The organism is Pontibacterium sinense (genome assembly GCF_015209595.1).
In the GTDB taxonomy this organism is placed as follows: Bacteria; Pseudomonadota; Gammaproteobacteria; order Pseudomonadales; family Balneatricaceae; genus Pontibacterium; species Pontibacterium sinense.
The window spans coordinates 1-21,193 of record NZ_JADEYS010000019.1 but is presented as its reverse complement, the minus strand read 5'-3'; the positions used below and the strand labels follow the sequence as shown (position 1 = coordinate 21,193).

The 21,193-nt window shown below is 50.5% G+C and carries 20 protein-coding genes; 19 read left to right on the top strand and 1 reads right to left on the bottom strand.

The features are described from left to right. Positions 1 to 471 precede the first annotated feature (471 nt). Complete coding sequence (locus IOQ59_RS16450; protein WP_193954550.1) at positions 472 to 1,020, top strand: hypothetical protein; 549 nt, start codon at positions 472 to 474, stop codon at positions 1,018 to 1,020. A 3-nt stretch (positions 1,021 to 1,023) separates the two neighbouring features. Beyond that, on the top strand, positions 1,024 to 2,568 hold the full coding sequence (locus IOQ59_RS16445; protein ID WP_193954549.1) for a di-heme oxidoreductase family protein: 1,545 nt from the start codon (positions 1,024 to 1,026) through the stop codon (positions 2,566 to 2,568). Here IOQ59_RS16445 and IOQ59_RS16440 read toward each other — a convergent pair. Next, positions 2,539 to 2,745 (bottom strand): hypothetical protein, encoded by a 207-nt coding sequence (locus IOQ59_RS16440; protein ID WP_193954548.1) that lies wholly within the window; start codon positions 2,743 to 2,745, stop codon positions 2,539 to 2,541. The genes IOQ59_RS16445 and IOQ59_RS16440 overlap by 30 nt on opposite strands. A gap of 149 nt (positions 2,746 to 2,894) precedes the next feature. Here IOQ59_RS16440 and IOQ59_RS16435 point away from each other — a divergent pair, with 149 nt between their 5' ends. From IOQ59_RS16435 to IOQ59_RS16355, 17 genes are all read left to right on the top strand, one after another. Beyond that, positions 2,895 to 3,863, top strand: coding sequence for an AAA family ATPase (locus IOQ59_RS16435; RefSeq protein ID WP_371871885.1), 969 nt, complete (start codon positions 2,895 to 2,897; stop codon positions 3,861 to 3,863). Continuing rightward, entirely contained in the window at positions 3,860 to 4,747 is an 888-nt protein-coding gene (locus IOQ59_RS16430) for a DUF58 domain-containing protein (RefSeq protein WP_193954547.1), read from the top strand. Before IOQ59_RS16435 ends, IOQ59_RS16430 begins: the two co-directional genes overlap by 4 nt. Next, positions 4,747 to 6,843: a transglutaminase TgpA family protein gene (locus IOQ59_RS16425; RefSeq protein ID WP_193954546.1), complete on the top strand. Its 2,097-nt coding sequence runs from the start codon at positions 4,747 to 4,749 to the stop codon at positions 6,841 to 6,843. Before IOQ59_RS16430 ends, IOQ59_RS16425 begins: the two co-directional genes overlap by 1 nt. Positions 6,844 to 6,846: 3 nt before the next feature. Beyond that, the gene (locus IOQ59_RS16420; protein ID WP_193954545.1) at positions 6,847 to 8,049 is read left to right on the top strand and encodes an FTR1 family iron permease; all 1,203 of its coding nucleotides are present in this window, start codon (positions 6,847 to 6,849) and stop codon (positions 8,047 to 8,049) included. Positions 8,050 to 9,015: 966 nt separating this feature from the next. Beyond that, a complete protein-coding gene (gene mnmG / locus IOQ59_RS16415; RefSeq protein WP_193954544.1) occupies positions 9,016 to 10,911 on the top strand; it encodes a tRNA uridine-5-carboxymethylaminomethyl(34) synthesis enzyme MnmG in 1,896 nt (631 codons plus the stop codon). Then, a complete protein-coding gene (gene rsmG, locus IOQ59_RS16410; protein ID WP_193954543.1) occupies positions 10,911 to 11,537 on the top strand; it encodes a 16S rRNA (guanine(527)-N(7))-methyltransferase RsmG in 627 nt (208 codons plus the stop codon). Before mnmG ends, rsmG begins: the two co-directional genes overlap by 1 nt. A 2-nt stretch (positions 11,538 to 11,539) precedes the next feature. Further along, positions 11,540 to 12,331, top strand: a complete 792-nt coding sequence (locus tag IOQ59_RS16405; RefSeq protein WP_193954542.1) for a ParA family protein — start codon at positions 11,540 to 11,542, stop codon at positions 12,329 to 12,331. Position 12,332: 1 nt separating this feature from the next. Further along, entirely contained in the window at positions 12,333 to 13,220 is an 888-nt protein-coding gene (locus IOQ59_RS16400; RefSeq protein WP_193954541.1) for a ParB/RepB/Spo0J family partition protein, read from the top strand. Between the two features lie 217 nt (positions 13,221 to 13,437). Continuing rightward, a complete protein-coding gene (locus IOQ59_RS16395; RefSeq protein ID WP_193954540.1) occupies positions 13,438 to 13,851 on the top strand; it encodes an ATP synthase subunit I in 414 nt (137 codons plus the stop codon). A 16-nt stretch (positions 13,852 to 13,867) separates the two neighbouring features. Beyond that, positions 13,868 to 14,731, top strand: coding sequence for a F0F1 ATP synthase subunit A (atpB, locus tag IOQ59_RS16390; RefSeq protein WP_193954539.1), 864 nt, complete (start codon positions 13,868 to 13,870; stop codon positions 14,729 to 14,731). Between the two features lie 72 nt (positions 14,732 to 14,803). Then, positions 14,804 to 15,031, top strand: a complete 228-nt coding sequence (gene atpE, locus IOQ59_RS16385; protein ID WP_193954538.1) for a F0F1 ATP synthase subunit C — start codon at positions 14,804 to 14,806, stop codon at positions 15,029 to 15,031. A gap of 79 nt (positions 15,032 to 15,110) precedes the next feature. Continuing rightward, positions 15,111 to 15,581 (top strand): F0F1 ATP synthase subunit B, encoded by a 471-nt coding sequence (locus IOQ59_RS16380; RefSeq protein WP_193954537.1) that lies wholly within the window; start codon positions 15,111 to 15,113, stop codon positions 15,579 to 15,581. 12 nt (positions 15,582 to 15,593) lie between these two features. After that, on the top strand, positions 15,594 to 16,130 hold the full coding sequence (locus IOQ59_RS16375) for a F0F1 ATP synthase subunit delta (protein WP_193954536.1): 537 nt from the start codon (positions 15,594 to 15,596) through the stop codon (positions 16,128 to 16,130). 15 nt (positions 16,131 to 16,145) lie between these two features. Next, positions 16,146 to 17,690, top strand: coding sequence for a F0F1 ATP synthase subunit alpha (gene atpA / locus IOQ59_RS16370; RefSeq protein WP_193954535.1), 1,545 nt, complete (start codon positions 16,146 to 16,148; stop codon positions 17,688 to 17,690). 78 nt (positions 17,691 to 17,768) lie between these two features. After that, the gene (gene atpG / locus IOQ59_RS16365; RefSeq protein WP_193954534.1) at positions 17,769 to 18,632 is read left to right on the top strand and encodes a F0F1 ATP synthase subunit gamma; all 864 of its coding nucleotides are present in this window, start codon (positions 17,769 to 17,771) and stop codon (positions 18,630 to 18,632) included. A 38-nt stretch (positions 18,633 to 18,670) separates the two neighbouring features. After that, positions 18,671 to 20,047, top strand: a complete 1,377-nt coding sequence (atpD, locus tag IOQ59_RS16360) for a F0F1 ATP synthase subunit beta (protein ID WP_193954533.1) — start codon at positions 18,671 to 18,673, stop codon at positions 20,045 to 20,047. Positions 20,048 to 20,085: 38 nt separating this feature from the next. Next, complete coding sequence (locus IOQ59_RS16355) at positions 20,086 to 20,511, top strand: F0F1 ATP synthase subunit epsilon (protein WP_193954532.1); 426 nt, start codon at positions 20,086 to 20,088, stop codon at positions 20,509 to 20,511. Positions 20,512 to 21,193 lie beyond the last annotated feature (682 nt).

Sequence of the window (21,193 nt, the reverse complement as noted above, 5' to 3'; positions counted from 1 at the left end):
TTTTTACCTGCCATTTTTTATCGCTATCCGGCAGTGGTTATTGTTCGTTATTCCGTTAGAAGTGTATCTGTTCCAGCATCTGAGGCTGATGTGGCACCGGTTACTTTCTGCGTATAAGGCCTGATCTGAAATCCAGCATCTGTGAGGGGTGTGGAGGCAGGAGCCGCGCTTTATTTTTACGGCCTGTGTACCGCAGGTTTTAAATCTATCGTAGATAAGATCTGGAGCAGTTAATGACTTCCCCTTTGCGTTCTCGTACCCAAAATCCCGCCCAACTTCATACCTCATCCGCCGATTTTGTGCCGGATATTCGTTGTTGTTCTCTCAGCGTTACTTTGCCAAACAGAGCCCCATATTGCCGGTCGTCTTAACCCGACCTTTGCAATCACACACCGCTGAATTCTGATCATCGCCGGAGCCTGTCTTAGCTCTGCGCGTATCTCTGTGAACAATAAGAACTGAATACCTCTCATGACTGAACTCGAACTGTTTTATCTGTCTCAGCTTTTCCGCACTTACACTGTAGGACTTTGTCTGGGCGTCTCCACACTGGTACTCACCTTCTACTATTTTGTCGTGGCCAAAGGCCATACGGAACCGGCTGAAAAACGCCTGCTGCATGTCGCCTATAACGTGCTGCGTATCGGTATGGTGCTGGTGGTATGTTCTGAAATCACCATCCTGATTTACAACTATCACGTCCATAACTTTATTTACTGGACGGACAACCCTGAATTGCTGATCCGTGTGACGATCTTCTCCGTCATCCTGATCAACGCATTGCTGATGCAGTACCACAAAATCAGCATGTGGCTGGGCCCGGTCTTTGCGGGTGGTTCCTGGTATGCCTATTTCTTCTTTGCCGTCTGGGTCGAAACCGAGTCCACTTACAGCGCGCTGCTTATCGGTTATCTGGGTTGGCTCGGCGTCTTTGGTCTATTCCTCGCGCTTCTACGCACATTGCTCACGCGCAAATCCACCCCCAGTGACAACGCCCAGCTGCAAACAGCAGGAGCGTGAGTCATGTCCCATACACCTCATGCACCTCTCACAGCAACCGAAACAGTCGCAGCTCAATCCAGAACAGGCAGTTCACTAGTACTAAAAGCCGGAATTGCGGGTCTGGTCGTGGCATCAGGCGCGTTGGCCTATCAAGCCTATCAAACCTTGTGGCTACCCTTTGATGGCTACGGGGCTGCGGATATGAGTTATCTGCAGCAGGAACTGCCAGCAAGTCTGTCCGGGGGTGACCTGACCCATTTTCATTCTCAGGGCATGGCGTTTGAGCAAGAAGCCCCGAACCTGTCATGGGGGTTATCCGCTGCCTTTGACCGGGGAGATGGCGTATTTGAGCGCGCATTTACACCCAGTGTCGCATCTGGCTGGCGTGGCGATGCCGATGGCGTCGGTCCGATCTTTAACCACAATGCCTGTGAAGCCTGCCATCAGGCTGACGGACGCGCAAAACCACCCGCAGGCCCTGATGAAGTGCTCGAAGGGGGCTTTGTTCGTGTATCGATCCCGGGCACCGGACCTTATGGCGAACCACTATCGCCACCAGGATATGGTGCGCAATTAGGTGATCGAGCGATCGACGGTGTTAAACCTGAAGCCAAGGTGCGGGTGAACTGGATTGAGGAGGTCGGTCAGTTCCCGGATGGGGAAACCTATTCGTTACGTAAGCCTGAGTTCCTGATCTCCGAACTGGCCTACGGCCCGCTACCAAAAGATACCGTCTATGAAATGCGCATGGCCCCGCCCGTGTTTGGCTTAGGTCTGCTGGAAGCCATTCCGGAAACAACGATACAAAGCTGGGCTGATCCGGAAGATAAAAATGGCGATGGCATCTCCGGGCGTCCGAACTATGTCTGGGATCTGGAGCGCGGCGGCAAGATCATGGGGCGCTTCTCCTGGAAGGCCAATGCCTTTGATATCCGTCAGCAATCGGCCATCGCCGCCTATAACGATATGGGTATCAACAACGAGCTGTTCCTGTATCGCCACGACGATCAGGCCACGAATCATAAAGCCCGTCAGAACTGTGAGCCTGAGCAAACCGCGTGTCTCGCAGCCCATGACAGCCTCGATTTTGAGATGCGTCCTGATCAGCTCAAAGACATCACCACCTATCTGCAACTGCTGGGTGTGGTGTACCGCCGCAACATGGACGATCCAGCCGTGCAGGAGGGCGAACAACTCTTCCACAGTATTGGTTGTGAATCCTGCCATAAATCGGTGGTGCAAACCGGTGAGCACGAGATCTCCCGTCTGGAAAATCAGCTGATTCGTCCGTACTCCGATCTGTTATTGCATGACATGGGTGAAGGCCTGAGTGGACGCCGTGACTTTGAGGCGACGGAAACCGAATGGCGTACCGCGCCGTTGTGGGGAATAGGTGTGACAGAAACAGTGAACGGCCATACCAACTTCCTGCATGACGGACGTGCACGCAATGTTCAGGAAGCCATTTTGTGGCACGGCGGCGAAGCGCAACAGGCGCGAAATAGCTACATGCAGCTGACCCGGGACCAACGCCAGCTATTGCTGAATTTTGTAAATAACCTTTGATGACGACAGTGTCTGCCGCCGGTGTATTCGCCGGCGCAGCAGCACATGCACCGTGCAGGCCGCCAACGCCAGTAACAGCGTCAGGCTGCTTTGCAGAATAAACGCCAGCGATAACGCATAGGCGGAATAGAACTTAGTGATCAGTGTCAGCCCCGGCAGGGTGGTCAGAAAGGCCATCGGCAACGTTTCCATTCATTGCGGCAGTTCATCTCACTATAGATGGTCATTTAACCGCGTGCTGAAACGGAAATGATTCTGAGAACAACTCACAAACAGACCCGATCCATTTTCATCGCAGACCCGCGACCATCTAACAGGACAATACTGTGACTTCACTCGCGTTACATACCTCATCCCATAACAGCCTCCATTCGCTGAACGTGCGTCCGGAACTGGCCCCGGTATTTGATCAACTCAACCAGCTAATTCTGGGAAAAGAACTGCAGATTAAACTCTCGCTCAGCTGCTTGCTGGCAGGCGGACATCTGCTGTTGGAAGATCTGCCGGGTATGGGTAAAACCGTATTGTCGCACTCGTTGGCTGCAGTGCTGGGGCTGGACTATAACCGGGTACAGTTTACCAATGACCTGCTACCTGCCGACCTGCTGGGTGCATCAATCTATCAGGCGGATCAGCAAAACTTCCGTTTTATGCCGGGTCCGGTATTTACCCAGCTATTGCTTGCCGATGAGATCAACCGTGCAACACCTAAAACTCAGAGCGCACTGCTGGAAGCGATGGAGGAGAAGCAGGTCAGCCTGGAAGGTGAGACCCGTAAACTGCCCGATCCGTTTTTTGTCATCGCGACCCAGAACCCGGCGGAGCAGATTGGTACCTCACCTCTGCCTGAATCCCAACTGGACCGTTTCCTGATCCGTATTGAGATGGGCTATCCGGTGAAGGATGCCGAGCTGGCCATTCTCTCCGGCGTCTCCCGTCGACAGCTCCTACAACAGACCCAACACAGCATCCGTCCCGACGATCTGATCACATACCAGCATTCGGTTGCTGACGTGGAGTGCAGCGCCATGGCACTGGAGTATCTGTACGAGCTGTTGCAGTTCAGCCGTCACAGCAGCCTGTTTGTAAACGGCTTATCAACGCGCGCTGGGCTGGGCTTGTTAAATGCCGCCAAAGCCTGGGCCTGGCTGGATGGCAGTGACCACTTACTACCCGCCCATATTCAGGCGGTGTTTCCCTTTGTTGCCGGTCATCGTTTACAACATACCGAAGGCAATCATTCACCGTTGCGTAACGGTGAGCTGATTCTGGAACAGGTTCAGGTGCCACGATGATGCAGTGGCGCATTGTACCGACCGCTGCAGGAATCGGTTATTTGCTGATGTTGCTGATCCTGATGCTGGTGGCCGTCAACTACAGCAATAATCTGATCTTTACGCTCTGTTTTCTGATGACCGCAACGATGCTGCTGTCGGTGTGGTTGTCCATCCGCAACTTATGGGGGTTCCGCGCAACACACGTGCGCGTGCGTCCTGTACATGCCGGTCAGGATCTGGCGTTTGAGATAGCACTCAACGAACACAGCGGACAACATCACCTTTATCTGACGTTGAGTAGCCAGGATAAGCAGCGCAGTAAAACAACGCTGCAACCCTTCTACCATCTGCGCAGTGGACAGCCTTTTGAGTGGGTTTATCAACAACCCACTCAACAGCGTGGCCTGCATAATCCACAGCGGCTCAACGTTGATACTGTCTGGCCTCTCGGGCTGTTTAAGTTATCCCGTCCGCTGATTGAGCTGCCGGAAACACTGGTTTATCCACAAGCCAAATCAGCACAATCTATACCGGAAACAACCTGCGGTCAGGCCGCCCATGCCCATACTGAAGCAGAGGAACTGGCTGGCCTTCGAGCATACCAGCCAGGCGACAATCCACGTCGAATCAACTGGCGTTCACTGAGTAAAGGACAGAACCTTCAGGTCAAAGAGTTTGATGGTGCCGCTGGTGATCCGGCTATCTGGCTACGCTGGCAAGATCTGCATGCGATCGGTTATGAAGCCCGTATTCGTACCCTCTGTCATCACATTCTGGAGTGTCAAAAACGGGGACAGGAGTTTGGTCTGCTGTTGCCGGGTATTGAACTGCCGCCCAAGCGGGGTGGCCAGCATATCAGTACCTGCCTGAAGCAACTGGCACTGCTACCCGGAGAACGCTGATGCGACAGTATTTTGGTGATCGGTCCCAGCGATTATGTCTTGGGCTTTGGTTTCTGGCCCTGCTACCGGCCATTCATCAGCTTGCATGGGTACATTTACTGCTGTGCCTTGTGCCAATAGCGCTATATCACACCATGCGCCAGCGCCCCTTTGTACGCTGGGCAATGATGGGCACGGTACTTTTCATCGCGATTGGATGGATCGTCCTGAACGGCCAGCCTTGGCTGAGTGCGCAAACGATTATCAGCGTGTTAGCGCTGGTTTTACTGCTGAAATGGGCAGAATCACGCACCGCCCGAGAGTTACGGCTATCCGCGATGGCCTCACTGGTGCTGGCGACATTAAGTAGTCTGTATCTGTATGGCCTGTTGGCGCTGGCCTATCTGGTCAGCTGCGGAATTCTAATGTTGCTCTGCCTGCTGGCGATCAACGATAGTGAACACCAACTTAGTTACCGGCAGCTACTGAAAACCACCCTCAATCTTAGTGTGTTGGCACTGCCCGTGACCGTGCTGTTATTTGTCACGGTACCGCGCATTCAGGGCCCGCTTTGGGATATTGGTCTGGCAATTGGCTTGCCGATTGAACTGGCAATCGACCAGGATGCGCGGGATATTGGCCTTAAAGCGACGTTAAAAGCCGGTCAGGTTAGCCGCTTAAAACGCAGTGATGCACCGGTACTTGTCGCTGAATTTTCCGGGGCAGTACCTTACAAAAGCCGTCTGTATTGGCGGGGGCCGGTGTTCAGTGACTATGACGGTATCAGCTGGACCTTACCTGACAACTGGAACAATCGCGGCCGCTTATTACGACATTCATTACGGGGGCCTGACGCTGTACTCAATGTGCTGACCTCCAAGCGTGACCGGGTGCATTATGAAGCCCGTGTTTCTCCTCACTCTGGACGTTGGCTATACAGCCTGGATCTGCCCAGCGGACAAACACCAGAAGCCTTTATCTCCGGCGATTTCCAGCTGCTGGGGATTCGCAAAATCAGCCGCGAATTCAAATACGATGTTGATGCCTGGCTGGAGTACAGCGGCGGAATACCACTTTCAGCCGAGCAACGCTCCGCTTACCTGCAATATCCGGCTAACAGCAACCCTAAACTGCGTGCCTTCGGTCAACAACTCGCGCAATCCTCACCAGATCCTCAGGATATTCTGCATCAATGGCGAAAAACCCTAGTGACGGGCGGATATCAGCTGACAGAGATTACAGATATCGACAGCGCGCGTGACAACCTGGATACCTTCTTCTTTGAGCGCAAGACTGGCGGTATTGAGCATCTTGCCAGCAGTACCGCGTTGGTGCTGCGTGCCGCAGGGATCCCCACCCGACTGATCAGCGGTTATCGCGGTGGCAGTCTGATCGCCCTGACCAATTTTGTCGTCGTAAAACAGGAACATGCCCATGTCTGGGTTGAGATCTGGACCGATGAGCAGGGCTGGCAACGCGTAGATGCCAAGGATTTTGTCGCGCCACCTGAGCCAGAACAACGTCTGGCCCAATCAGCTGCAGCAGTAAAAGCCAAACCTCAAGAAGAAGCGCAAACGCCAAATAGCAGCGCTGCATCTTCAGCCAGTCAATCGAACCCCAACGCGAAAAAACCCGCAGATTCTCAGACAACTAAAGATAGGTCTTCTGACAAAGGATGGCTGAGCCGACTCAATCTGGGCTTCGAAACTTGGATGCTTAACTACAACCCAGACCGTCAGATCGAACTGATGAAGAAGGGTGGTTTACGCCACGTAGACTGGAAAAATCTGGCCGCACTCGCGGTGCTTGGACTGATCTTATTGGCGTTGATCTATGGTCTGCTGTTGCAGATTGGGCAGCAGAAACAGGACCCCGTACGCCGTAGTTTCGAGCAGCTAAACAAGCAGATGCGCAAACGACAGCTTGCCTGCCATGCGCAGGAATGTCCCTCTCAGTGGCTGCAGCGAATAGCCACTTCTCAGCCGCCTTTTTACCCTGCGCTGGAGCAGATTGTAGGTCAGTACATGACACTACGGTATACGACCAGTACAGAACTTCTCCCCAAACGGATTCAACAGTTTCAACGTGACGTTAAACGTCTGATAGCGATGTTATAAACCATGAAAACATACCTCAAACACAGCCTTTTTCTTCTGTTATTGGTGCTGCCGCTACAGGCCCAATCAGCCTCTGATTACCGGGCCATTATGGCGGACCTGATCCAGCGAGGCGATCAACTCTCGTCGGATTACAGTCCGGGGCAGGCTTTAGTATTCGGCAATCAGTATTCGCAGTTGTACTTTGGGCATTTTGAAGGACAAGGTCTTGAATTTGCCGTCGGGCAGGCGGATAACGATGCGATGCTGGCTATTGAGATCCAATTCAGCCGTCTGATTAACACTGCAATGACCGGTCAGCCAAAACCTGAAATTGATGCCCAATGGCAGGGACTGAGACAACAGCTATCGTCAGCCCCGATGCTTGAGTCCGGTGGCGCAAGCTTTGCTGAGTTGGTCGTACAATCCTTGCTAATACTGTTGCGCGAAGGGATCGAAGCGCTGCTGGTGATCGCCGCCTTGATCGCTTATTTGCGCAAGGCCGGTGCAGCAGACCGGGTTTACCTGATCTGGTTGGGCTCATTGGCTGCACTTGGTGCCAGCGTACTGACCGCCATAGCACTGCATAAACTGATTCAGAATAGCGGTGCAGCCCGTGAAACTCTGGAAGGGGTCACCATGCTGATCGCCGCAATCCTGCTCAGCTATGTCAGTGTGTGGCTTTTTGCACGACGGGAGATGCAGCAATGGCAGGGCTTTATTCAGGACCGGTTAGGATCAGCGGTCAGCGGCGGCAGCCTATGGGCGATCGTGTCAGTCGCGTTCTTCGCAGTTTACCGGGAAGGTGCAGAAACCATTTTGTTCTATCAGGCGCTGGTCGGTGATGCAGAAGGCCAGTGGCACGCCATCGCGACCGGTTTTGGTTTAGCGGTCATCGCACTGCTGATCGTCTATCTGCTGATATTCCAGCTCTCTGTACGCTTGCCACTGAAGCATTTCTTTACCGGAACGGCAGCATTACTCTATGTATTGTCGGTTATCTTTACCGGCAAAGCGGTTCTGGAGCTACAAGTGGCAGGCTGGCTAGGCAACAGCTATCTAGCGTCGGTGCCGACCATTAGCTGGCTTGGCCTATTCCCAAGCCTACAATCGATCCTCAGCCAGCTGGTGATGATACTGCTACCCGTGTTGGGCTGGTTGTTGATCCGCCTACGCTCATCACAAGCCTCAGCTATTGATACCGAAGTAACCTCCCGTCCGATCTGAGCGGCTTCATTTTAAAATGCAGAATCCCGAGTAACCGCCAGGCACTTGGGGTCTGCATTTAACACTCACACCGCCATACACAGCTTCCATCTCAGATCCCCTCGTCGACACAACACTTTTACTGCTCGCACTTACACGTTCAACCCATGTTCTAACCCAATATCCTCACTCAGCAGGACCTATTTTTTTCAGTTACGTATCGATGCCTGAGTTTTTATCCACATTTTTTAGTGTCACCACCACACACCGGAATTTTTTTTTCGTTCTGTATAACTTGATGTAAAACAGACCATGATCATTCACGAATAACCCTGTGCGTAAACCTGTTAATTACTGTGGAAAACCTCAAGTTTCACACGGGATAACCACAACAACAAATCGAAACAACCCATTGTTATATATATAATTAATCAACTTAACCACACAAATATAAGCTATAGTTAGAAAACACTTTTATTCAAATTTTTATAAACATCTTTTCTCATCTGTCTGTGTTTTATACATCCAAAAATTTAATCCAAGGGTTGTTAACAACTAACCGACAATCTATCCATGCTTTTTACTTACTCACACAGGGCTGTGGAAAACATGTAGAGGGATACTGGACTAACCCGGGGGTATGTTTGTGGGTAATCAGGCATGTGAATAACCCGCCATTTCACACACAGGTTACCCATCAGGATACTAAGACCTTGAAGGCAGTTTATGTACACAGTTTCTTGCTCTGTAACTTCATGATTTTCAACAGGTAAGTCAGATTAGCCACAGAAAAGGGCCTTGCTATATATAACAACCACAACAAACTCTTTATATATTTCTTTATATATTTCTCTTTATTAGAAGACAGGGAGAGACTGCTTAAATTTTGATCATTTTCTCGTTGGACAGAGAAGGGTATACTTAGCCCCCTTTTTCCAGAGCCGATTCCGGTTCTCCTGATTCATTGTTCATACGAGGTACTGGCTAGTGGATTATCCAAGCCGTTTTGATGTCATTGTCATTGGTGGAGGTCATGCAGGAACAGAAGCTGCATTGGCTGCTGCTCGAATGGGCGCACAAACATTGTTGCTGACTCATAACATCGAAACCTTGGGTCAGATGTCCTGCAATCCAGCCATCGGGGGTATTGGCAAAAGTCACCTTGTCAAAGAGGTTGATGCACTGGATGGGGCAATGGCACGGGCCACGGATCGCGGTGGTATCCAGTTTCGCGTTCTGAATTCCCGGAAAGGGCCGGCTGTTCGTGCTACCCGTGCTCAGGCTGACCGTATCCTTTACAAAGCCGCTGTCCGTGAGATTCTGGAAAACCAGCCTAATCTGCAGATCTTTCAGCAATCAGCGGACGACCTGATCGTTGAAGGTGAAACCGTCAAAGGGGTAGTGACCAACACCGGTATCCGTTTCAGCGCCGATTCCGTGGTACTGACAGCAGGTACCTTCCTCGGAGGCATCATCCATATCGGTATGGAAAATCACTCTGCAGGACGCGCAGGTGATCCACCTTCGATAGCACTGGCTCACCGCTTGCGTGAATTGCCGTTGCGTGTTGATCGTCTGAAAACAGGCACGCCTCCACGAATCGACGCCCGTAGCGTCGACTTTTCTGTGATGCAGGAACAGGCAGGTGATACACCCACACCGATCATGTCTTACATGGGATCACTGAGTGAACATCCGCAGCAGCTGAGCTGTTACATCACCTATACCAATGAACAGACCCACGATATTTTACGCTCGGGACTGGATCGGTCTCCGTTATATACCGGTGTGATTGAAGGGGCGGGCCCACGTTACTGTCCTTCAATTGAAGACAAGATCATGCGCTTCGCAGATAAAGACCGCCATCAGGTCTTTGTTGAACCGGAAGGCCTGACCACCCATGAGTTGTATCCGAATGGTGTATCAACCAGTTTGCCGTTTGATATTCAGCTCGCAGCCGTACGCTCAATCAAAGGTTTTGAAAATGCGCATATCACCCGTCCGGGTTATGCCATCGAGTACGATTACTTCAATCCGCAGGACCTGAAGCACACCCTGGAAACTAAACATATTCACGGGCTCTATTTTGCCGGGCAGATCAACGGCACAACCGGATATGAAGAAGCCGCGGCTCAGGGGTTGTTAGCAGGCAGTAATGCTGCCGCCCGTGCTTTGGACAAAGAACAGTGGTCCCCACGTCGCGATGAAGCCTATATCGGTGTGTTGGTTGATGACCTGATTACATTAGGGACCTCTGAGCCTTATCGTATGTTTACCAGCCGTGCGGAATACCGTCTGGTGCTGCGTGAAGACAATGCGGATCTGCGCCTGACAGAAAAAGGTCGCGAGCTTGGCTTGGTCGGTGATGAGCGTTGGGCGCAATTCAGTGAAAAGCGCGAAGCCATTGAGCAGGAAAAGCAGCGTCTTAAAGACACATGGGTGCAGCCAAAAACCGAACAGGCTGAAACACTGAATGAAAAGCTGAAATCTCCACTGTCGCGTGAATACAATCTGGCGGATCTGATTAAACGTCCGGAGATCGGTTATGCGGATGTAGCAGATCTGAAAGGTGAGTCGGTGACAGATCCGCAAGTCGCTGAACAGGTAGAGATCCAGTTCAAATACGCAGGTTACATCGACCGTCAGCGTGATGAAATTGAGCAGATGCGGCGACAGGAAAACACTAAACTGCCGGCGAGCTTCGATTACGATCAGATCAGCGGTTTGTCGAACGAACTGACATTGAAATTAAAAGAAGTGCGTCCGGACACGATTGCGCAAGCATCCCGTATTCAGGGTATGACACCCGCGGCAATCTCTCTGCTGCTGGTTTATTTGAAAAAACAGCAGCTCAGCAACAAACAGAATAAGGCAGCCAGTTAATGGATCCGCAGTTACAGAAAACACTTGAGAATGGCCTGAGTAAAATGAATCTGTCGCTGGATAGTGAGCAGATAAGCAAACTGATGGCGTATCTTCAGCTGCTGATCAAGTGGAACAAAGCGTACAACCTGACTGCCGTGCGCAATCCGCAGGAGATGGTCAGTCGCCATTTATTGGACAGTCTCAGTGTGTTACCACACTTACAGCCGGGTGCGTTGATTGATGTTGGTAGCGGTCCGGGGCTTCCCGGTATTCCGGTTGCCATTTGTCGACCGGATATTGCTGTCACTACGTTGGACAGTAATAGCAAGAAAACCCGTTTCCAGGTCCAGGTGAAAACTGAATTGGGTCTGGATAACCTCACCGTTATACATGAGCGTGTGGAAAAATATCAGGTTGAACCGTTTAAACAGGTGATTTCCCGCGCGTTTGCCTCATTACAGGACATGATCGAGTGGACTGAACATCTGTGTGCCAGCGATGGTGTTTTTCTTGCAATGAAAGGTCTGTATCCTGATGAAGAGCTGGCGACATTGCCGACGGGGTATACATTACAGAACAGCCACCGTTTGCAGGTGCCGGACACGGACGGAGAACGTCATCTGTTGATCCTTGGGAGATCCTGAACGTGGCGAAGATACTGACAATCACCAACCAGAAAGGTGGTGTGGGTAAAACCACCACCTGTGTGAACCTGGCGGCTTCGCTTGCAGCGACGAAAAAGCGTGTACTGATGATCGATATGGATCCTCAGGGCAATGCCACCATGGGATCAGGGATCGACAAGCACACGCTTGAACTGTCTGTCTATGACGTGCTCACCGAAGGGTGCAGTGCGGCGGACGCAGTGATAGAAAAAAGCCCGGCCGGATATGATCTGATCGGTGCGAATGGTGATTTGACCGCTGCTGAGGTTGAGCTGTTGCAGCTGTCTCGACGCGAATTCCGTCTCAAAATGGCATTGAAGCCGGTGGAAGATCAGTATGACTACATTCTGATCGACAATCCTCCATCGCTGAACCTTCTCACCGTGAATGCGTTGTCAGCATCCGGCGGCGTCATTATCCCGATGCAGTGTGAATATTACGCGCTGGAAGGTATTTCCGCTCTGGTTGGGACTATCAACAAAATTAATGCACGCCTGAATCCTGATCTTAAGATTGAAGGGATCCTGCGGACGATGTTTGACCCGCGCATGAGTTTAACGAAAGACGTTTCTGAACACTTGGTCGAATACTTTGGTGACAAGGTGTATCGCACCGTGATCCCGCGTAACGTACGTTTGGCTGAAGCGCCGAGTCATGGTCTGCCGGCGTTGTTATACGATAAGAATTCCCGTGGTGCTGTCGCATATCTGGCGCTGGCAGGAGAGTTAAGTCGTCGTATAAAACAACAGAATAAAGAGTTACAGGAAGCATAAAATGGCAGCGAAAAAACGGGGCTTGGGTCGTGGTCTGGATGCGTTGCTATCCAGCGTAACCGATGTGGAAGACGTTGCATTGGCACCTACGCCAGACAGTGAAATCGCAAAACCGATGTACCCAGAGCTGGCAGTGCATCTCATTCAACGTGGGCGTTATCAGCCACGTCGGGATCTGGAGCCTCAGGCACTAGAAGAACTCGCGAATTCCATTCGTGCACAGGGCGTAATGCAGCCGATTGTGGTGCGTCCGATTGACAGTGAACGATTTGAAATCATTGCCGGTGAACGTCGCTGGCGTGCGTGTCAGATGGCGGGTCTGAATTCAATTCCTGTGGTTATCAAAGATGTGCCGGATGAAGCGGCCATCGCCATGGCGCTGATCGAAAATATTCAGCGTGAAAATCTCAACCCGATGGAAGAAGCGATCGCTCTGCAACGTCTGCAACAGGAGTTTGAACTGACCCAGCAGGAAGTCGCAGATGCGGTCGGCAAGTCTCGTTCGACAGTCACCAATCTGTTACGTCTGATGAATCTATGCGGCGATGTTCGTAAGATGCTCGAATACGGCGATCTGGAAATGGGGCATGCCCGTGCCTTGCTGCCTTTAGATGAAGAGATGCAGATCAACGCTGCGCGGGAAGTATCCGGTAAAGGTTTATCAGTAAGACAGACGGAAGACCTGGTACGTAAACTACAATCTGATGCGCCAAACGAAGCTGAGCAAAAAACTGAGCCTGATGTACAGCTGGAAAACTGGGCGGACAATCTCTCGCGCAAACTTGCTACAAAAGTGAGTATTTCCGCAAATGCGAAAGGTAAGGGCAAAATCACCATCGCGTATGAGTCTAAAGAATCACTTGAGGCAATCCTCGAAAATCTACAATAGGTAGTGGTTTATATCGGCTTAAACCACCATATATGCGGTTTAAGTCCTGATATTCCCCATATACCGGTTTTGGGGGGGATCATACATTAGTGCAAATACTTACAATGCCTGTTGTTTCACTCCCCCATTGTTCATATAATCTGCAAGCTTTTCGGGGGCTACGCTCCGAAATAGGGCATCAAACAGCACAAATGATTCAGGATTACAGTGGCACAACATGGGCAAGCGGCGCCAAAAGCAAGGAATCCATAGCCAAGTCACTCGCAAAAAGATTTTCCGAATCTTCCTGATTCAGGCAGCAATTGCGGTTTTTATCTCAGGTGGTCTGTTACTGATCGACTTGGTAACTGCATACTCCGTACTACTTGGAGCTGCGCTGTACCTGATCCCAAACCTCTATTTCGCCAACCGGGCATTGAAAAGCAAATCCGACCATTCGCCAAATACAGCGTTGGTCGAACTGTATGCAAGTGAAATATGGAAAATGGGAATCAGCATAGTCGCGTTTGCTGCTGTGTTTATTCTGGTAAAACCTCTGAGCCCATTTTCCTTATTTGTCACTTTTATCCTGATGCAGATCTCTGGCTGGATTGCACAGGTAAAATTGAATAACCGGTTCCTGAAACTTTGAAAGAGAGACACTGAGAATGGCTAGCGAAAGCGGAACTCTCACATCCTCAGAGTACATCTCCCACCACTTGACCAATCTGACGTTTGGTAAGTTGCCTGCTGGCACTACCCGTTACGATGGTACAGTGGTTGGCGAGAGCGGTACTTGGACTTTTGCACACGGTACTGAAGCTGCGGATATGGGCTTCTGGGCACTTAACGTCGACACAATGTTCTGGTCTGTTGGCCTCGGCCTGCTGTTTATCTGGCTGTTCCAGAAAGTTGCTAAATCTGCAACTGCTGGTGTTCCAGGTAATACTCAGAACTTTGTAGAAAGCATCATCGAATTTATCGATGACAACGTGAAAAGTATTTTCCATCACAAAAATGACCTGGTTGCGCCTCTGTCGCTGACCATTTTTGTATGGGTCTTCCTGATGAACGCCATGGACCTTGTGCCGGTCGACTGGATCCCATTTGTTGCATCTGAAATGGGTATCTCCTACATGAAAGTGGTACCAACCACTGACGTGAACGCGACCCTGGGTATGGCATTGTCTGTATTTGGTCTGATCATCTACTACAGCGTTAAAGAAAAAGGCGTTGGTGGTTTCCTGGCTGAGCTGTCTCTGCAGCCGCTGGGTAAGTGGATGCTGCCGTTCAACCTGTTCCTTGAGCTAGTTGGCCTGTTCGCGAAGCCTGTATCTCTGGCACTGCGACTGTTCGGTAACATGTACGCAGGTGAGATGATCTTTATCCTGATCGCACTGATGCCATTCTGGATCCAGTGGATTCTGTCTGTACCTTGGGCGATCTTCCACATTCTGGTTATTACGCTGCAGGCGTTCATCTTCATGGTCCTGACTATTGTTTACATGGCCATGGCGCATGATCACCACTAATGCGTAACAACTGAATAGAAACAATTTAAAACTACTCTTTAAACTTTCAAAACTTAATATTGGAGAAATCTGATGGAACAATCTTTGGTGTATCTGGCTGCTGCTCTGATGATGGGTCTGTCTGCAATCGGTGCTGCTGTTGGTATCGGTATGCTGGGCGGTAAATTTGTAGAAGGTGCTGCTCGTCAGCCAGAACTGGTTCCACTGCTGCGTTCTCAGTTCTTCATCGTAATGGGTCTGGTTGATGCGGTACCTATGATCGGTGTTGGTCTGGGCATGTACCTGCTGTTCGCTGTTTAAGACTAGTTTAAGTAGTTAACAAACGTCCCTTGGGACAACACCTACTTTTAATTAGCTAAACACCGCGAGAGGTAATGGCGTGAATATCAATCTAACCATCATTGGTCAGGCCATCGCATTCGCAATTTTTGTAATCTTCTGCATGAAGTATGTGTGGCCGCCAATCACGGCTGCACTGGCAGAACGTAAATCTAAAATTGCTGAAGGCCTGGACGCTGCTGACCGCGCTGAACGTGATCTGCAACTGGCTAAAGAAAAAGCCGCTGCCGACATGCGTCAGAGCAAAGACGAAGCAGCCGCCATCATTGAACAAGCCAATAAGCGGGCTAACCAGATTATTGACGAAGCGAAAGAGCAGGCTCGTGAAGAAGCGGAGCGCGTGAAAAACGCTGCTCAGGCTGAGATCGAGCAGGAAGCTAACCGCGCTAAAGAAGCACTGCGTGCTCAAGTAGCGGTTCTGGCTGTAGCTGGCGCTGAGAAGATTCTGGAAGCCTCTATTGATGAGCAAGCTCATGCACAGCTCGTTGAGAAACTGGCAGCTGAGCTTTAAGCGAGGTTTATGATGGCTGAACTCAATACAGTCGCTCGCCCATACACCAAAGCAGCTTTTGAGTATGCGCTGGACAAAGGGGCTCTGGATCAGTGGTCTGACATGCTGGCTACCGCTTCTGCGGTAACACAGGATGCACTAATGGTCCGTGTTCTGGGTAACCCTGCTCTGACAAGTGAGCAAAAAGCTGATGCGTTGATTTCTGTTTGTAAAGAACAGATCGACGATGCTGGCAAGAACTACGTTTCTTTGCTGGCTGAAAATCAGCGTTTGCCACTGTTACCAGAGATCAGTGCACAATTCGAGCTGCTGAAGGCAAGTCAGCAGCAGTCCGTCGAAATCGATGTGACTACTGCCTTTGACCTGGATGAGCAGCAGCAACAGAAACTAGCTCAGGCATTAGGCACGAAGCTAGGTCGCGAAGTGAATCTGACCTCTAAGGTAGATAAATCTATCTTAGGCGGTGTTGTGGTTCGTACCGAAGACCTGGTTATCGATGGCTCCGTTCGCGCTCGACTCGCGAAACTGGCCGAAGCTATGAATTCCTGAGTGTGAGGAATAAACATGCAGCAACTGAATCCATCTGAGATCAGCGAGATTCTGAAGAAACGCATCGAGAAGCTGGATGTGTCTTCTGAAGCGCGTAATGAAGGTACTATCGTCAGCGTATCCGACGGTATTATCCTGATTCACGGTCTCGCAGACGTAATGTACGGGGAAATGATCGAATTCCCTGGTGGTGTCTACGGTATGGCGCTCAACCTTGAGCGTGACTCTGTAGGTGCTGTAGTCCTGGGTGACTACCAAGATCTGGTTGAAGGTATGACCGCGCGTTGTACTGGCCGTATCTTGGAAGTACCTGTAGGTCCGGAATTGCGTGGTCGTGTAGTAGACGGCCTGGGCAACCCGATCGACGGTAAAGGCCCAATCGAAACTAAACTGTTTGACGCTGTAGAAAAGGTTGCACCTGGTGTAATCGAACGTCAGTCCGTTGATCAGCCAGTACAGACTGGTCTGAAAGCGATTGACGCTATGGTACCGGTAGGTCGTGGTCAGCGTGAGCTGATCATCGGTGACCGTCAGATTGGTAAATCTGCGATCGCTATCGACGCTATCATCAACCAGAAAGACACTGGCGTAACATGTGTCTACGTAGCAGTAGGTCAGAAACAGTCTACTATCGCTAACGTAGTACGTAAGCTGGAAGAACACGGCGCGATGGATCACACCATCGTCGTGGCTGCAGGCGCTGCTGATCCAGCTGCGATGCAGTTCCTGGCTCCATACGCTGGTTGCTCCATGGGTGAATATTTCCGTGACCGCGGTGAAGATGCACTGATCGTATACGATGACCTGACTAAACAGGCATGGGCATACCGTCAGATCTCCCTGCTGTTGCGTCGTCCGCCGGGTCGTGAAGCATACCCTGGTGACGTATTCTACTTGCACTCCCGTCTGCTGGAACGTGCTGCGCGCGTTAACGCTGACTACGTTGAGAAGTTCACCAACGGTGAAGTTAAGGGCCAGACTGGTTCCCTGACTGCACTGCCAGTGATCGAGACTCAGGGTGGTGACGTGTCTGCATTCGTACCAACCAACGTTATCTCCATCACTGATGGTCAGATCTTCCTGGAAGCGGACCTGTTTAACGCAGGTGTTCGTCCGGCGATCAACGCTGGTCTGTCTGTATCCCGTGTAGGTGGTGCAGCTCAGACTAAGATCATCAAGAAACTGGGTGGTGGTGTACGTCTGGCCCTGGCTCAGTATCGTGAATTGGCAGCGTTCGCACAGTTCGCTTCTGACCTTGACGATGCTACCCGTGCTCAGCTTGAGCATGGCCAGGCAGTAACTGAGTTGATGAAACAGAAACAGTACTCTCCAATGTCAGTCGCTGACATGGGTCTGAGCCTGTTCGCTGCCAACGAAGGTTACCTGGGCGATGTGGACCTGAACAAGATTCTGGACTTTGAATCTGCGCTGATCTCCTTCTTCAACAGCGAATACGCTGACCTGATGGGCAAGATCAACGAAAACGGCGGTTACAACGATGAAATCGCTGCGCAGTTCAAGGCTGGTATCGAGAAGTTCAAGTCTACCCAAACTTGGTAAGTACTCAATTTGAGTAGGTGGTCTGGGCTGCTTTGCAGCGCAGACCAGCCACTAAGTTAAGGTTAAGAAGGCGGAACTATGGCAGTCGGAAAAGAGATTAAGACGCAAATTGCGAGCATCGGTAGTACGCGTAAGATTACCAGCGCCATGGAAATGGTTGCTGCGTCTAAAATGCGTAAGGCCCAGGATCGCATGCAGTCGTCCCGTCCCTATGCCCGGAGTATCCGTGGTGTAATTCAGCACCTGGCTAAGTCGAACCCTGAGTACAAACATTTGTACCTGCAGGAGCGTGAGACTAAACGCGTTGGTTTTATTGTAGTAACAACCGACCGTGGCCTATGTGGTGGTTTGAACGTAAACGCTTTTAAAGCAGCTGTATCCAGCATGAAAGAGTTCCATGACCAGAACGTCGAAATCGATGTCTGTGCACTGGGCTCCAAAGCGGTTGCATTCTTTAAGAGCTATGGTGGCAACGTTGTTGCGGCAAAAACCCAGATGGGTGACCAACCAGAAGTTGGTGATCTGATCGGGGCCGTAAAAGTGATGCTCGATAGCTATGAAGAAGGCAAGCTGGACAAGCTGTTCATTGTGTCTAACGAATTCGTTAACACAATGACACAGAAGCCAAACGTCGAACAGGTGCTTCCCCTGAAGGCAGAAGACGACGATGAGCGTCTTAACCATCACTGGGATTACATCTACGAGCCAGATGCAAAAGAGCTGTTAAACAGCTTGCTGGTTCGTTATATCGAGTCTCTGGTGTACCAGGCGGTGGTTGAGAATAACGCCTGTGAACAGGCAGCTCGTATGTTGGCGATGAAGAACGCAACTGACAACGCAGGCAATCTGATCGACGAACTTCAGATGGTCTACAACAAAGCGCGTCAGGCTGCGATTACTCAGGAAATTTCTGAGATCGTTAGCGGTGCTGCTGCTGTTTAATGCAGTTAACAGGTTTAAAAGTTATAGAGGATCCGAACATGAGTAGCGGAACTATTGTTCAGATTATCGGTGCAGTTGTAGACGTGGAATTCCCACGTGAAAGTGTGCCGAAGGTTTACGACGCATTGACCGTCGATAAAACCGGCCTGACACTGGAAGTTCAGCAGCAGCTGGGTGACGGTGTCGTACGTGCTATCGCAATGGGTCAGACTGAAGGCGTAAGCCGCGGTCTGGACGTTGCAAATACTGGTGCGCCAGTTTCTGTACCTGTTGGTACTGCGACCTTGGGTCGTATCATGGACGTACTGGGTAACCCAATTGATGAGTGTGGCGAAATTGGTGAAGAAGAGCGTATGCCTATTCACCGTAAAGCGCCTACTTACGCGGACCAGGCAGCTTCTAACGAACTGCTGGAAACCGGCATCAAGGTTATCGATTTGGTATGCCCATTCGCGAAGGGTGGTAAAGTTGGTCTGTTCGGTGGTGCCGGTGTAGGTAAAACCGTAAACATGATGGAACTGATCCGTAACATCGCGATCGAGCACTCTGGCTACTCCGTATTTGCGGGTGTAGGTGAGCGTACTCGTGAAGGTAACGACTTCTACTACGAGATGAAAGAGTCCAACGTACTGGACAAAGTATCTCTGGTATACGGTCAGATGAACGAGCCTCCAGGTAACCGTCTGCGCGTAGCGCTGACTGGCCTGACTATGGCTGAGAAATTCCGTGACGAAGGTCGTGACGTACTGTTGTTTGTCGACAACATCTACCGTTACACCCTAGCGGGAACCGAGGTATCTGCACTGCTGGGTCGTATGCCTTCAGCGGTAGGTTACCAGCCAACACTGGCGGAAGAGATGGGCGTTCTGCAGGAACGTATCACCTCTACTAAGACGGGTTCCATCACGTCTATCCAGGCGGTATACGTACCGGCGGATGACTTGACTGACCCATCTCCAGCGACAACCTTCTCCCACCTTGACGCAACAGTAGTACTGTCTCGTCAGATTGCGGAGCTGGGTATTTACCCTGCAGTAGATCCACTGGATTCTACTTCTCGTCAGCTGGATCCACTGGTAATCGGTCAGGATCACTACGACACTGCTCGTCAGGTTCAGGGTGTTCTGCAGCGTTATAAAGAGCTGAAAGACATCATTGCGATTCTGGGTATGGACGAACTATCTGAAGAAGACAAGCAGGCGGTATCGCGTGCTCGTAAGATTCAGCGCTTCCTGTCTCAGCCGTTCTTCGTGGCAGAAGTATTCACCGGTTCCCCTGGTAAATACGTGTCATTGAAAGACACCATTAGTGGCTTTAAAGCTATCTTGGCAGGTGAGTACGACGACATGCCAGAGCAGGCTTTCTACATGGTTGGCGGCATCGACGAAGCAGTTGAGAAAGCTAAGAGCCTGTAATCAGGTCCCGGCGGAAACACCTTTAAGAGGTAAATAACATGGCTATGACTGTTCATTGCGACATCGTAAGTGCTGAAGAAGAAGTATTCTCCGGCCTGATCGAGTTCGTATCCGTAACAGGTAGCCTGGGTGATCTGGGTGTTTACCCAGGTCACGCTCCGCTCCTGTCGGAACTGAAACCAGGCCCTGTCGAGCTGCGTAAGCAGGGCGGCGAGCAGGATATATTTTATATATCCGGCGGCTTCCTGGAAGTTCAGCCTCACAAGATCACTGTACTGGCAGACTCTGCTCTGCACGCAGGCGATCTGGATGAAGCTGCGGCAATGGAAGCTCAGAAGCATGCTGAGCAGGCGATGGCGGATCAAACTTCCGAGTTCGAATACTCGAAAGCAGCATCCCAGCTTGCAGAAGCAACAGCTCAGCTGCGTACTTTGCAGCAGATTCGCAAAAAGCTCAGCCGTTAATTCAGCTGTCGCTTAGCGACTCTACCCAAATAAAAGGCAGCCATCGGCTGCCTTTTTTGTGTCTGTTGTATATAGATTGACGATTAATACGCTTCGTTCGAAAGTTAAAAACTGATAGCTACTTATATTTTCTGTTCAAATAGTGAACGCGACCACTGATTTTCGCTCAATATTTAATCAGGTTCATGGTTTATTTCATTTATTTTACGTTTTTTTGAAGTTTTTTAACAAAGGCTGTTGACCCTGATTCTGAGGTCTGTAGAATGCGCCTCCTCGCTTGAGACAACAGCTTCTTCGGACAGCAAACGGATCGCGAGACTGTTTAAATAACTCCTTGATTTACAACGTAAATTAACGGATCATTTAAACAGGTCGGGTCACCGGCAAGTCTTCAAAAACTTTTGAAAAACTTGCAAATAAACGGTTGACATCGACGCGGCGCACAGTAAAATATGCGCCTCGCTTGAGACGAAACATCAAGCAACGCTCTTTAACAAATTGATCAGATAATTCGTGTGGGCGCTTGTCAGGATGAAGCACAAAAGCTTTTATCCAGAACAAGCAACCTAGTGAATTCATTTTTACAAAGTTGTTTTAACTGGAGCCGAATATCTTCGGATATTCACAAATGATTTAAACTGAAGAGTTTGATCATGGCTCAGATTGAACGCTGGCGGTAGGC